This is a genomic window from Enterococcus italicus DSM 15952 (genome assembly GCF_000185365.1).
Classification (GTDB): domain Bacteria; phylum Bacillota; class Bacilli; order Lactobacillales; family Enterococcaceae; genus Enterococcus_G; species Enterococcus_G italicus.
Genome location: NZ_GL622241.1, coordinates 1172484 through 1186523 on the forward strand (window position 1 = coordinate 1172484; position 14040 = coordinate 1186523).

Consider the following 14040-nt stretch of genomic DNA (forward strand, 5'->3'; position numbering starts at 1 on the left):
GAGAGTGTGACGGAAATTTATTACACTCTTTTTTTATTTCAATAATAATGTTATGTAAACTTTTAGTTGTGTAAAAAAACACCACGCCTATAGGAAGCGTGGGGCTGCTAATGCGGACAATGGGACTCGAACCCACACGACCTAAGGCCATACGCCCCTCAAGCGTACGCGTCTGCCAATTCCGCCATATCCGCAAATGTTACGACTTAGAAATGGTATCGTTTTTTTTAAAGTTTGTCAATGTGAATAGGAAAGATTACTTAAAAATATTTTTCAATACAAATTGCAATTTTTAAGAAGATGCCTTAAAGTTGAAACAAACCATTAATTCTGAAAAGAGGATCTGCTATGAGAAACTTTGAAAAATCATCAAAACTAGAGGGCGTAAGCTATGATGTTCGTGGTCCAGTATTAGAAGAAGCAGAGCGAATGCAAGAAGAAGGCGTAAGCATTTTAAAATTAAACACCGGTAATCCAGCGACATTTGGCTTTGAGGCACCAAATGAAATCATTCGCGATTTAATTATGAACGTAAGAGCTTCAGAAGGGTATTCTGATTCGAAGGGAATTTTTTCTGCTCGCAAAGCCATCGAGCAATATTGTCAATTGGCTAATTTTCCAAACGTGACAATCAATGATATTTATACAGGTAATGGTGTAAGTGAATTGATCACAATGAGTATGCAAGGACTGTGCAACAATGGCGATGAGGTGTTAGTTCCGATGCCTGATTATCCGTTGTGGACAGCATCTGTTTCACTCGCTGGTGGCAAGCCTGTTCACTATATTTGCGATGAGCAAAGTGAATGGTATCCAGATATTGAGGATATTCGCTCAAAAGTAACTCCTAAGACGAAGGCGATTGTATTAATTAATCCTAACAATCCGACTGGCGCGGTCTATCCAAAAGAAATTTTATTAGCAATCGTTGAAATTGCCCGTGAGTTTGATTTAATTATTTTTTCTGATGAAATTTATGATCGCTTGTTGATGGATGGCCTTAAGCATGTACCAATCGCGACATTAGCACCTGATCGTTTTGTCGTGACATTTAGCGGATTATCAAAATCACATCGAGTTGCGGGGTTCCGTGTTGGTTGGATGGTGCTAAGCGGCAATAAAAAGAATGCGAAAGACTATATCGAAGGATTAAACATGTTGTCCTCAATGCGTCTATGCTCGAATGTCCTCTCGCAACAAATCGTTCAAACCGCATTAGGGGGCTATCAAAGTGTGGATAAGCTCTTGCTTCCTGGTGGTCGAATTTATGAGCAAAGGGAGTACATCTATAATGCGATTAATGACATACCTGGCTTAAGTGCCGTTAAGCCTAAAGCAGCCTTTTATATGTTTCCAAAGATTGATGTCAAACGATTCAATATTACCAATGACGAACAGTTCGTTCTGGATTTTCTCCACGAGCATCATATCTTATTGGTACATGGGGGAGGTTTTAACTGGCAACAACCGGACCATTTCCGTATCGTCTACTTGCCAAACTTAGAAGAGTTAAGAACGACTGCGACGTCCATGCGTCAATTTTTAGCAACGTATCGTCAAAAATAAATAGAATCCACGCTCATTCTAGCAAAACCCTTTCCCAATTGGCTTTGAAATGAATGAGCTGGATTCTTTTTTTAGTCATTAAGGTCGCTACAATTCTTTTTACTGATGACGATGCGACCATTGTATTTTTCAGTCAATTCTTGATTCGGATTACTCACACTAATCAAGTAAGAGTTTTCGTATTCTTTCTCCACGATACCATTATACACTGCATTTTCCCATGTAAAGCTAATTACTGTCTGCTGACTCATCCCAATCACTCCCTTTTTTCATCTAAAAAAAATAAATACGCTTTCTTTTTTGATAGTATGTGCTAAAATGAATAAAATAGAAAATGCGAATTCGCATATTTGGTGAGGGCTTATGACAAACGAAAAAAGTAGTCTCGGAGAAAAAATAAAAAGACTGAGGAAAACACGAAAATTGACACAAAAAATGCTGGCTGATGGTATCTGCTCACAAAGCGTACTAAGTCGAATAGAGAATGATTTAGAAATTCCCAATGTACTCGTATTGAAAAAAATCTGTGTGCGGCTGGGTATTACCATGGATCAAATGATGTTTGCTGAATTTAATGAAATTCATCGAATGCAACGATTCTTTGAAAAGGTGAATAATGCGTTGATTCATCAAGACTACGAACAAATGAATGCACTACTACGCAATGCTCAGATTGCCAATCAAATTTATTTAGATACCGATATGCAGCTGTATTTTTATTATCTGGGCACTGTCCAATTTTTTATCGATCAAAATCCTGATCGAGCGATCAATTCGTTGAAGCATAGCTTGTTGTTGACGTATACAGAGAACAAGAAAAGCAATATTTCACCGATTGAGATTCAAATTTTGGGCTGTCTTGGCCGGATTTATGCAGATACGAATCAGTTGAAAAACGCAGAACATTATTTATCGCTAAGTATTCAGTTGACCATGGATTTGCCAAAGGAGCATGCGAATTTTGAACTCTCTAAAATCTTTTATCATCATAGCCGCTTTTTATTTTTACAAGCTGATTTTTTAGGGACGATTGATAGCGCCCTGAAAGGAGTTCAATGGGCCATTAGTAAAATGAGCTATTATTATGTTGAAGAATTATTGCAAATTACGGGTGCTGCCTATGAAAAATTGCAAGAGTATGAGCGCGCACAATTTATGTATGAGAAAGCGCAGTCAGTTCAGATGTTCGCAAAGTTTGAAAATGGTGTATACCTTTCTTGATTTTCGAACCAAAAAAGAGTACGTTTATCGTATAAATTGTTTAAAGGAGCGATTATCGTGAAAGACTATATTTATGCGGACAAGTTCTTTTTCACTTCGGGAACAAAAGGGCCGGGCTATTTAGAACTTGTGGATGGCTTGTTTGGTGAGTATTCTGCAGAGTTACCTGAAAAGTTTTCTGGAGAAGTGATCGATTATACGGGAAAGTGGATTGCACCTGGCTTGGTGGATACCCACATTCACGGCTATGCCAACCATGATGTGATGGATAATGATGCGGATGGGCTAAAAATCATGTCGGAAAAATTATTGTCTTGTGGTGTTACATCCTTTTTACCAACGACACTCACTTCAAGTCAAGAACGGCTGAAAGAGGTCGCTGCGACCATTGCTAGCGTCAAAGCGGATGTTACTGGAGCCAAAATTCAAGGGATTTACTTCGAAGGGCCTTTTTTTACAGAAGAACACAAAGGAGCTCAAAATCCAAGCTATTTTGGCGATCCAGATCTTGATGTCTTTCATGATTGGCAAAAAGCAGCAGAAGGGTTAATAAAAAAAATTGCTTTGGCACCTGAACGTCAAGGGGTAAAAGAATTTGTCAAGACCGTGACGGATGAAGGGGTTGTCGTTTCACTTGGACATAGTGACGCGACATTGACGCAAGCCCAAGCCGCTGTCGAAGCGGGTGCAAGTGTCTTCGTCCATGCGTATAATGGCATGCGCGGTCTGAATCATCGTGAACCAGGCATGGTCGGTGCGCTGCTAACGTTGCAGCATGTCTATTCAGAATTAATTTGTGATGGGCATCATGTACACCCTAAAGCATGTGAGTTGCTTATTGATAAAGTCGGCGCTGACCATATAGCATTGATTACTGATTGTATGATGGCAGGTGGAATGCCAGATGGAAATTATCAATTAGGTGAATTTCCTGTTGTCGTAAAAGATGGTACGGCTCGCTTATCGGAAGGTAATTTAGCAGGTAGTATTTTAAAATTGAAAGAAGCCATTAAAAATGTCGTGGCGTGGGGATTAGCGACACCTGAGGAAGCAATTATGATGGGAAGTCTGGTTCCGGCAATGAGTTGCAAAATTGATGATGTTTGTGGTTCAATCAAAAAAGGACGCGCAGCGGACTTTATTGTTTTGACGCCGCAAATGGATCTATATGCAACCTATCTAGATGGAAGCAAGCGTTACACAGCTCAATAAGAGAATAGGCTGTGTAACAATCGCTTCGATCAACAAATATACGTAAATTTTTTCAAATATACGGAATGTTTGGCTTGTCGAGTGAGCTGTTTTGCCACACTATTTATCAAGGTTGAGACAGAATTGTAAAATTATAAAAAGACTAGAACATCTAGAGATTGTTTTTCGAACTTTTGGATGTTCTAACCTTTTGTCAATAGTAGCTAATTCGTTCGTGCCTTTTTACATATTTTTCAGAATAGGAATACTTCTTTACACCATTTTTTCGCGTTTAATCATAGGTAAGGGTCATTCCTTGAAGGTGGCCTTCTATGGTAAACTACATGTAAAGGATTGGAAGAGGGGAACGTCATGGCGTTGATTGAATTACATAATGAATCTAAGCATTACCAGATGGGTAGTACACTTGTTCAAGCGAATGAGAATGTTTCTTTTGAGATAGAATCAGGTAGTATTACGATCATCCTTGGCCCGAGTGGTGCGGGAAAATCAACTGTACTGAATATATTAGGTGGTATGGATGTCCCGACGAGTGGTCGCGTGATTGTCGACGAGACGGATATCGCTCAATTTTCGAATAAGCAACTGACACATTATCGCCGAGTGGATGTTGGGTTTATTTTTCAATTTTATAACTTGGTCCCGAATCTGACAGCTATAGAAAATGTTGAGCTTGCAAGCCAGCTCGTACCCGATGCATACGATGCCAAAGAGATGCTAGAAAAAGTTGGTCTCGGGCATCGGCTGGCTAATTTTCCCGCACAATTATCTGGTGGAGAGCAGCAGAGGGTAACGATTGCTCGCGCTTTGGCAAAAAAACCAAAGTTGTTATTAGCGGACGAACCGACTGGCGCATTGGACTATGAAACGGGTAAACAAATTTTGCAATTACTTGAGGACGCTGCTAGAAAAGATGGCACCACAGTAGTCATAATCACGCATAATAGTCAGCTGGCTCCGATGGCTAATCGTGTGATTCGTATGAATGATGGAAAAGTACAACAGATTTATGATCAGAAAAATCCTATATCCATACAGTCACTAGAATGGTAGGTGAATCGGATGAATAAGCAATTCTTTCTCTCGACATGGCGCGATATTCGTCAGACACCGGCGCGTTTTCTTGCCTTAGTCAGTATTATTTTTTTAGGCGTTGCATTTTTTGTAGGAATTAAGGCTACAGCACCAGATATGAAACAATCAGCAGACGAGTATTTTCGCCAAACTCACCTTGCCGATGTAACGCTGACAAACGCAGAAGGGGTTACGCAAAGCCAGATTGATACAATAGCGAAATTAAATGGTGTGAAAGAAATCGACACACAAATCAGTGCCGATACTACACTTACAGCCAATGGTGATGTGTTACGACTTACTGGCTATCAAGCAGCAGTCTCTTTGAATCAGTTGACACTGCTTGAAGGACGTTATCCGCAAGCAGCATCTGAGATTATTTTGGACCAATCGATAAAAAGTGAGCTAAATATTACTATTGGTGATACGATTCAACTGGATGAGAGTAATCAGTTGCGGAGACTGACCTATAAAGTGATAGGGTTTATTCAAAGTCCTGTCTATCTTGATAAAAGCAACCGTGGCACATCATTTATCGGTAGTGGGTCGGTCGCATACTATGGCTTCATAATGAAGGATAATTTTGTTCAACAACTACCTACTAGCTTAGTAATTCAGCTAGATGCTAATTATACAAACTACCAGACCTATTCCACTGCATACCAGAAGAAAGTGACACAATTTACAAGTAAATTGACGTCTATCGTTGATCAACAAACGACCGTTACGACTAGAGAAGACTTATCAGGCTATACAGAGTATAAGCAAAATGCCAATCGGATTGATTCATTAGCGACGGTCTTTCCGACCATATTCTTTTTAATTGCCTGTTTGATTAGTTTTACCACTGTCAGACGTATGGTAGACGAAAAACGATCAGAAGTCGGCTTATTCTATGCATTAGGGTATCGACCAACGGAAATCATGAGTAAATTTCTCTTGTATATTGGTTCAGCCTGTTTATTAGGTGTTGGGTTTGGTTTGGTGGTTGGCTTCACTTTATTTCCGAAAATTATCATTGAAGCTTATAATCAGGTCTATAGTATTAAAGGGTATCAATTGATTTGGCACCCCAACTTAATCGTCCTTTCGACCACTGTAGCGATTCTGTGTACAATCGGTGTCGCGGTTGGCGTTTTAATGCTCGAAGTAAGGCAACGTCCTGCTGAATTAATGCGACCAAAAGCACCTCAAGCTGGACGACGAATTTTACTTGAACGTTGGCAACCATTTTGGCGTAGACTGAATTTTCATTACAAGGTTTTGTTTCGCAATCTATTTCGTTACAAAGGGCGGATGTGGATGACAATTATCGGTATAGCTAGTTGCACGGCGATGATTTTGACAGGCTTTGGCTTGAAAGATTCGATTGGTGATATCGTTCCACTTCAATTTGATAAAATATGGAAGTATCAACTGGTAGTAATAGTAAAACAACCGGATTCCACACTGGCAGATGCTTTTTCTAAAGAGGTGGACACAGTGGTCAACGTCGCTACTAGTGAGCGAACTGCTTCAAAAGCTGGCTATCAAAACCAAAAGGTGACTGTTACGGTGCCAAAAGTAAACAAAGAATTAAGTGAAGTCCAATTATTGCAGTCGAGCACGTCAGAAAAAATAGTGGCTGTTCCTAAAAGTGGAGCTTTGGTATCTGAAAAACTTGCATCCTTGTATCATTTAAAGGTCGGTGATACATTGAGGGTACGATTAACAGATACGCATTCATCAAAAGTGAAAATTGCTGGAATCATCAAAAATTATGTCGGCCATGCCCTGTTTTTATCAAATGCCTATTATGAAGAATTGACAGGTGAGTCACCCGTTTATCGGACCTTTTTACTTTCCTTTCAAAAAGATAATCAAGCAGCTAGTGAAGCATTTGTAAAAAAATGGCAAAAAGATGACAATATTATCACTATCACGCAGCTGGATGAGACAAAAGAAAACTTGGAAACTTCTTTTGCTGTGTTAACAATTGTCGTTTGGATTCTCATCATCGCTGCTGGTATGCTGGCATTTATTGTTCTTTACAATCTAAATTCCATGAATATTGCCGAACGAATTCGAGAGCTTTCAACAATGAAGGTCCTAGGTTTTTTCTCTAAAGAAGTGACTTTGTATGTCTTTCGAGAAAATATTGTACTTTCGCTTTTTGGCATTATGTTTGGTTTATTCGCTGGCATTTTCTTGCATCATTTTGTCATTCAAACGGTCGAAATGGATACGACATTGTTTGTACAAACAATGCATTGGCAGAGCTACCTTTATGCGGGGAGCATTACGTTTCTTTTTACATTAGTTGTAGGAGTTGTAATGCACCACCAATTGCAAAAAATAAATATGTTAGATGCGTTAAAAGCAAATGAATAACTACTAGTGGAGGATTTATGCGAATTGGGTTACGTACGATAAAAACGGCTATAGCAAGCGTAATAGCTATGATGATAGCAGAATTTTTACAGTTAAATTATCCTACGGCAGCGGGTGTCATCGCGATACTAAGTTTAGGGAATACCAAAAAAGATTCTTTGTATACTGGCTTGGGGAGAATTTTTTCATTAGGATTGGCAACAGTGGTAGCATTTGTGTGCTTCCATATTATCGGGTACAATCCCTTTGCATTTGGTATCTATTTGTTACTCTTTATTCCACTTGCGGTTAAGTTAAAGGTGACAGAAGGGATTGTCGTCAATTCGGTTTTGGTGACGCACTATTTAGTTGAACAATCCTTTAGCGTACAATTGTTGATAAATGAATTTTTATTGCTGACGATTGGAGTTGGTGCAGCGCTGTTGTTAAATAGCTATATGCCCAATCGCGAAAAAATGGTCAAGGAAGAGCAAATCGTAGTGGAGGATCTTTTCCGCAAGCTTATCTGGGATCTATCAAAGTCCTTTCAGCAACTCGATAATACCCAGTTATCTGCCGATTGTGAAAAATTAATGAAAACCATTCGTTCAGCACAGACAAAAGCCAAACTACTGAGCAAAGATCGTTACTTTGATGTAAATCCGTATTTTGAAGAGTATTTTTTGATGCGTGGGTCACAAGTCAGAATATTGAAAGATATGATTGACTTACAAGCAAAAATTAGTCTAGATGCAAAGTACACCAAGCAGATGCAACTGTTGTTAGAAAAGACTGCACTGAGTTTTGATGAGGAAAATGATGGTACTCAGCTTTTGGAAGATTTAGATGCTATCTATATGTTTTATCAGGCATTACAATTACCTGACAATCGCAAAGAATTTGAGAATCGTGCAAGATTGTTTCAATTCTTGCAATCATTTCAATCGTTTATTGAATTAAAATCAGAGTTTTCAAATGTCAATCCATTTTCAAAAAATGCAAAGAATTAATGGGAGGAATGGAGTATGCATACTATCTATGTTGAGATTGTGTGTCAAGAAATTAAAGAAAAATACGGATCGGAAGCGAGCTTTGTCAGTAATACTTTAGGTATTGACTGGGCTAAATGGGAGGCGTGGAAGGAAAATCACACAGTTTTACCACCAGAAGTAAACCAAAAAATCAATCATTTATTTAGTGATTACGAATGGATGCTCGTACAAAAGGTATTAAGGCAAACAATTATTTATCCAGAAAAACGCTTGTTGGCACTAACTGAATACCGTAAAATGAAACTAGTTATCGCCAAAGATTGGATTGAACATCAATTGAGTCAAGTAGAAGTCATTCAACAAGAACAAGAACTAGACGGCAAGCAATGGATTAATTTAAAAGTAACCATTGCATACGGTGAGTGGGGCTTTGATGATGTCTTGACGTTTCGCGTACCAGCGGTCCTACAACATGCCTTATCCGGCGAAAAGCAAGCGTTACTCGAATGGATGGGTGAGTCGATCGATCAGTAAATGAAGAAAATAGCAGAAATAAAGAGGGTTTATGAAAAAAAGAAAAAGAAATCAACCAAATTGGGTACTCATTATTAGTGGTTTTTTTATTATATGTGGGTCATTTATTTTTTCTATTCGCCAGCTTTCAGATCAAATCACACCGACAACAATCAATGTTGAAAATCCTTCAAAAGTGACGAGGCAGGAATTTCTAGATACTATCGCTCCTCATGCTCAAGAATTGCAACAGGGATACGGTATTTTGCCAAGTATCATCCTCGGTCAAGCTATTCTTGAATCAAATTGGGGAACTAGCCAATTAGCAGCAGAGTATTATAATTTATTTGGGGTAAAGGCATATGGCAGTCAAAAGGCCATTCGTTTAGATACAAAAGAATTTGTTAATGAACAATGGATTACGATTAAGGGAAATTTTCGAGTGTATGAGTCGTGGGATGAGTCATTGGATGAACATACGCAATTACTAGTTAATGGTGTCTCTTGGAATCCTCAAAAGTATGAAAAGGTATTGACGGCAAATTCATATAAAGAGGCGGCTCTTGCCTTGCAAGAAGCAGGCTATGCAACAGATCCTGACTATGCGACAAAAATAGAATCGGTGATCGAGTCGTATCATTTAACAAAATACGATCAATAAGGAGCGGAAGAAAGTGGGAAATAAGTTTGTACCTGAAGTAACATCAGTTCTAAGACAAGATATCGTAAAAGTGCCGGAAGTCATCAAAGATGCGAGTGGCATTCGTGTCTTTGGGAAACGAATAAAATCAATTTTATTTTCAACGGATATTGCCATTATCTATAATACCAATGCTGATGCAGTCATCGCTGTGTACCCATTTACCCCACATCCAGGCATTACCAAAAGCATTATTGAAGCAGCAAACATCCCAGTCTTCTCAGGTGTAGGAGGTGGCTTGACACAAGGTCAGCGTTCGGTGTATATGAGTCTATTTGCAGAATCGCAAGGCTCGCTTGGAGTGGTCTTGAACGGCCCGACACCGATAGAAACAGTCCAAGCCGTCTGCAAAGTTGTCGATATTCCAGTTATTAGTACTGTCACAAGTATTTATACAGAGCTAGATGAGAAATTGGCAGCAGGGGTAAAGATGATCAATATTAGTGCCGGCAAAGAGACGGCGAATACCGTTCGTCATTTTCGGGCCAAATATCCTGATTTACCAATTATCGCTACAGGTGGACCGACTGAAGAACTCATTCGGGAGACAATCGAGGCCGGAGCCAATGCAATTACCTATACACCACCGACAAATGGCCAATTATTTAGTAAAAAGATGGAAAAGTATCGGGAAACTGAAAAAGAACGATATGAATCCGAACATTAGAGAAAAAAGAGAAAGAATGAGAATATTTCTTCTTGTATTTTTCACAACGAATCGACATAATAGTTAGTGAGTTTTTCATAATTAGAGTTACTTATATATCGTCGTAATTGGTCGACAGTTTCTACCTGATACCGCAAATATCGGACTATAAGTAAAAAAGGCTTTTTTTCGTGCGTCTTTTTTGCATTTTTTGCAGAGAAGACGCCTTTTTTATTAGAATGACTGAAAATAAGGAGTGGAACAATGAAAGAATTGACAGAACGAATCAAAAAGGACGGCCGGGTATTAAATGAGGATGTTCTAAAAGTCGATCGATTTTTAACACACCAAGTGGATCCGCATTTAATGGCCGCGATTGGCACAGAGTTTGCGACATTATTTGCCGATGAGGGCGTGACAAAAGTTGTGACATTGGAATCATCAGGGATCGCTCCCGCAATTTTTGCCGCACAAGCGATGAATGTGCCGATGATTTTTGCCCGTAAAACGAAAAGTTTGACTATGAATGAGGAATTATTGACTTCTTCTGTTTATTCTTTCACCAAACAACAAACCAATCAAATTTCGATTTCAAAAAAATTTCTAAATGAGGACGATCGCGTGCTGATTATTGATGATTTTTTAGCTAATGGTCAAGCAGCGAAAGGCTTAATTGAATTGTGCCAACAAGCAGGTGCATCTGTTGTAGGTGTCGGAATCGTGATTGAAAAGGCCTTCCAACCTGGTCATCAGTTGATTGTAGACATGGGTGTGCCAGTCTACTCATTAGCAAGAATCAAATCATTATCAGAAAATCAAGTGAACTTTGTTGAGGAGGACTAATCGTGAAGCAACCATCGAATGCTCAATCAGCAGTGATCGGCATGCAGCATTTACTTGCAATGTATGCAGGAGCTGTCGCCGTTCCTTTATTAATAGGTGCTGGATTAGGGCTGTCTAATAGTCAGTTAACATACTTGATCTCCATTGATATTTTTATGTGTGGTATCGCGACACTGCTTCAATTAACGGCGGGGAAATATTTTGGTGTTGGTCTACCAGTTGTTTTAGGCTGTGCGATTCAAGGTGTTGGTCCAGCGATTCTGATTGGAAAACAATCAGGGCTCGGCGCAATTTTTGGTTCAGTAATTTTTGCTGGTGCTTTATTACTGCTTTGTGCGGGAATCTTTTCAAAAATCAAACGGTTTTTCCCGCCGATAGTGACCGGAACAGTTATTACAACAATTGGTTTAACTTTGATCCCAGTTGCGATTGAAAAAATGGGTGGTGGCGATCAAAGTGCCACTACATTTGGTTCGACTGGATCCTTGATTCAAGCATTTGTGACGATTTTTTTAATATTATTGACCCAAGTCTACGCAAAAGGCTTTTTCCGATCGATTGCAGTGCTTGTTGGGTTAATTGGCGGTACGCTCGTCGCCGCACTGATGGGGGACGTATCAACAAAAGCCTTTGAGCAAGCCTCTTGGTTTCAACTGCCACAGCTATTTTATTTTGGTAAACCATCATTTGATCCAGTCTCAATCATCTTAATGTGCATTATTGTCATTGTCTGTATGGTTGAATCAACGGGTGTCTACTTTGCCCTAGCTGAGATTACAGACAAAACATTGACTGAAGATGATCTGAAACGTGGCTATCGAACAGAGGGTCTAGCGATTTTACTGGGTGGTTTGGTCAATACATTTCCACATACCGGCTTCTCGCAAAATGTCGGCTTGGTTCAATTATCAGGCATAAAAACAAAACGTCCACTTTATTTTTCTGCTATTTTTCTAATTATTCTAGGGCTATTTCCCAAAATTGGTGCAATGGCGCAAGTCATTCCTGATGCTGTATTAGGCGGTGGGATGCTCGTAATGTTTGGAATGGTTGCAGTAGCGGGGATGCGTATGTTGGCGAAAGTCGACTTTACGGATGATCGCAATTTGCTAACTGTTGCGTTGTCCATTGGCTTTGGTTTGGGATTTAATTTAATGCCTGGACTGTTTAGTAAGCTTCCAGCTACGATTCAAATGTTTACCGAAAACGGAATTGTTATGAGCAGTTTGACCGCTGTGTTACTAAATACATTGTTCCACCATAAACAATTATCAGACGAATCATAAATAAAATAAGATTGGAGCCGCCTTATGAAACGTGTAGCCATCGTGATGGGAAGTATTTCAGATTGGGAAACGATGAAAGAAAGCTGTTTGATTTTAGAAAAATTTAACATACCTTATACGAAACAAGTTGTCTCCGCGCATCGCAATCCAGATAAGATGTTTGAATTTGCCAAACAAGCGCGCAAAGATCATGCAGTAATTATTGCCGGTGCGGGTGGGGCTGCCCATCTACCGGGTATGATTGCCTCGCAAACGACATTACCCGTCATTGGAGTCCCTATCCAAACGAAAGCTTTACATGGGTTAGACTCGCTCTTATCGATTGTTCAAATGCCAGGTGGGATTCCTGTTGCAACGACTGCCATCGGAAAATCTGGCGCAATTAACGCGGCTTTACTTGCTACTCAAATACTTTCCATATATGATAAGGGAATAGAAGAAAAATTGGCAAGCTATCGCGAAGAAATACGCATAGTTTCTGAAGAAAGTAGTGATCAACTTGACTAGTCTTTTAATGCCTGGTTCAACGATTGGAATTGTTGGCGGTGGACAGCTTGGTAGAATGATGGCAATTAGCGCCAAATATATGGGATTCCGTGTAGGGATTTTAGACCCGACGAATGATTGCCCTGCAGCACAAGTGGCAGATTGGCACATTGTTTCGGCTTATGATGATACTCTTGCATTGATGGAGTTGGCAAAACGAAGCGATGTTATTACGTATGAATTTGAAAACGTGAGTGTTGAAGCGTTAAATAATTTATTACCCGAGGCTAATATTCCTCAAGGGACCGATTTATTGGCGATTACGCAAGACCGCTTATTAGAAAAATCATTCTTAGAGGCAAATAATATCGTGATTGCTCCTTATGCTACGATTATCAGCCCTACTGATATTCAGGATGCTATTGATAGTTTAGGCTATCCATGTGTTTTGAAAACAACGCGCGGCGGTTATGATGGTAAAGGACAGCATGTCTTGAAAAGCCGAGCGGACTTAGCAGAGGCGATGACGTTGCTTAGGGAAGGCACGTGTGAATTAGAGGCGTGGATACCATTTGAAAAAGAATTATCTGTGATTGTTGCAGGTAATGGCACAGAGTATGTAACGTTTCCTGTAGCGGAAAATATTCACCGCAACAATATTTTGTATCAAACAATTTCGCCAGCTCGAATTGCCGACGAGGTAGCTGAAGAAGCGAAGCGTGTGGCCATCGATATTGCAGAAGCATTGCAATTGCGCGGTGTATTGACTGTTGAGATGTTTCTCACTGAGTCTGGCAGTATTTATGTCAATGAACTGGCGCCAAGACCGCATAATTCCGGTCATCATACGATTGAATCTTGTTCGATGAGTCAATTTGATGCACATATTCGAGGTATTTGTGGTTGGCCACTTGCCCAAGTGGAGTCACTTAGTCCAGCGGTTATGATCAATATTTTAGGGATTGAATTGCAGCGAACGTATCGGATGATTGGACAAGAACCGAATTGGCATTTTCATTATTATGGGAAAGAAAAAGCCAAAGTCAATCGAAAAATGGGACACATTACCATCTTGACGAAAGATATTGAAAAAACACTTGAAGAAATAGCACAAACACGTATTTGGGAATAAAAATAGATTTTCAAAGGAGA

At 39.6% G+C, this 14040-nt stretch carries 14 protein-coding genes, 1 tRNA gene and 1 riboswitch; of the genes, 13 read left to right on the forward strand and 2 right to left on the reverse strand.

Features of this window, described 5'->3' with window-relative positions; translation table 11 throughout:
• Positions 1 to 111: 111 nt before the first annotated feature.
• A tRNA-Leu gene (locus HMPREF9088_RS05520) sits at positions 112 to 194 on the reverse strand.
• Between the two features lie 154 nt (positions 195 to 348).
• On the opposite strand from HMPREF9088_RS05520, the gene HMPREF9088_RS05525 reads away from it, so the two are divergent.
• The gene (locus HMPREF9088_RS05525; RefSeq protein ID WP_007208174.1) at positions 349 to 1566 is read left to right on the forward strand and encodes a pyridoxal phosphate-dependent aminotransferase; all 1218 of its coding nucleotides are present in this window, start codon (positions 349 to 351) and stop codon (positions 1564 to 1566) included.
• Between the two features lie 71 nt (positions 1567 to 1637).
• Here HMPREF9088_RS05525 and HMPREF9088_RS05530 read toward each other — a convergent pair whose 3' ends face one another.
• Positions 1638 to 1817, reverse strand: coding sequence for a hypothetical protein (locus HMPREF9088_RS05530; protein WP_007208175.1), 180 nt, complete (start codon positions 1815 to 1817; stop codon positions 1638 to 1640).
• 112 nt (positions 1818 to 1929) lie between these two features.
• On the opposite strand from HMPREF9088_RS05530, the gene HMPREF9088_RS05535 reads away from it, so the two are divergent.
• The 12 genes from HMPREF9088_RS05535 to purK all read left to right on the forward strand — a co-directional run bounded on the left by HMPREF9088_RS05535 (position 1930) and on the right by purK (position 14020).
• Complete coding sequence (locus HMPREF9088_RS05535) at positions 1930 to 2787, forward strand: helix-turn-helix domain-containing protein (protein WP_007208176.1); 858 nt, start codon at positions 1930 to 1932, stop codon at positions 2785 to 2787.
• Positions 2788 to 2844: 57 nt separating this feature from the next.
• A complete protein-coding gene (gene nagA / locus HMPREF9088_RS05540) occupies positions 2845 to 3999 on the forward strand; it encodes an N-acetylglucosamine-6-phosphate deacetylase (protein ID WP_040366507.1) in 1155 nt (384 codons plus the stop codon).
• 351 nt (positions 4000 to 4350) lie between these two features.
• On the forward strand, positions 4351 to 5052 hold the full coding sequence (locus HMPREF9088_RS05545; protein WP_007208178.1) for an ABC transporter ATP-binding protein: 702 nt from the start codon (positions 4351 to 4353) through the stop codon (positions 5050 to 5052).
• Between the two features lie 9 nt (positions 5053 to 5061).
• Positions 5062 to 7443, forward strand: coding sequence for an ABC transporter permease (locus HMPREF9088_RS05550; RefSeq protein ID WP_007208179.1), 2382 nt, complete (start codon positions 5062 to 5064; stop codon positions 7441 to 7443).
• Positions 7444 to 7460: 17 nt separating this feature from the next.
• Complete coding sequence (locus HMPREF9088_RS05555; protein WP_007208180.1) at positions 7461 to 8432, forward strand: aromatic acid exporter family protein; 972 nt, start codon at positions 7461 to 7463, stop codon at positions 8430 to 8432.
• 15 nt (positions 8433 to 8447) lie between these two features.
• Positions 8448 to 8948: a hypothetical protein gene (locus HMPREF9088_RS05560; protein ID WP_007208181.1), complete on the forward strand. Its 501-nt coding sequence runs from the start codon at positions 8448 to 8450 to the stop codon at positions 8946 to 8948.
• Positions 8949 to 8979: 31 nt separating this feature from the next.
• Positions 8980 to 9588: a glycoside hydrolase family 73 protein gene (locus HMPREF9088_RS05565; protein WP_007208182.1), complete on the forward strand. Its 609-nt coding sequence runs from the start codon at positions 8980 to 8982 to the stop codon at positions 9586 to 9588.
• A 13-nt stretch (positions 9589 to 9601) separates the two neighbouring features.
• Entirely contained in the window at positions 9602 to 10294 is a 693-nt protein-coding gene (locus HMPREF9088_RS05570; RefSeq protein ID WP_007208183.1) for a beta/alpha barrel domain-containing protein, read from the forward strand.
• A gap of 71 nt (positions 10295 to 10365) precedes the next feature.
• A riboswitch (purine riboswitch) is annotated at positions 10366 to 10462 on the forward strand.
• Between the two features lie 75 nt (positions 10463 to 10537).
• Entirely contained in the window at positions 10538 to 11116 is a 579-nt protein-coding gene (locus HMPREF9088_RS05575) for a xanthine phosphoribosyltransferase (protein ID WP_007208184.1), read from the forward strand.
• Complete coding sequence (locus HMPREF9088_RS05580) at positions 11116 to 12402, forward strand: nucleobase:cation symporter-2 family protein (protein ID WP_143139658.1); 1287 nt, start codon at positions 11116 to 11118, stop codon at positions 12400 to 12402. Before HMPREF9088_RS05575 ends, HMPREF9088_RS05580 begins: the two co-directional genes overlap by 1 nt.
• Positions 12403 to 12426: 24 nt before the next feature.
• Positions 12427 to 12909: a 5-(carboxyamino)imidazole ribonucleotide mutase gene (gene purE, locus HMPREF9088_RS05585; protein WP_007208186.1), complete on the forward strand. Its 483-nt coding sequence runs from the start codon at positions 12427 to 12429 to the stop codon at positions 12907 to 12909.
• The gene (gene purK / locus HMPREF9088_RS05590) at positions 12893 to 14020 is read left to right on the forward strand and encodes a 5-(carboxyamino)imidazole ribonucleotide synthase (RefSeq protein ID WP_040366509.1); all 1128 of its coding nucleotides are present in this window, start codon (positions 12893 to 12895) and stop codon (positions 14018 to 14020) included. Before purE ends, purK begins: the two co-directional genes overlap by 17 nt.
• The last annotated feature ends 20 nt before the right edge of the window (positions 14021 to 14040 follow it).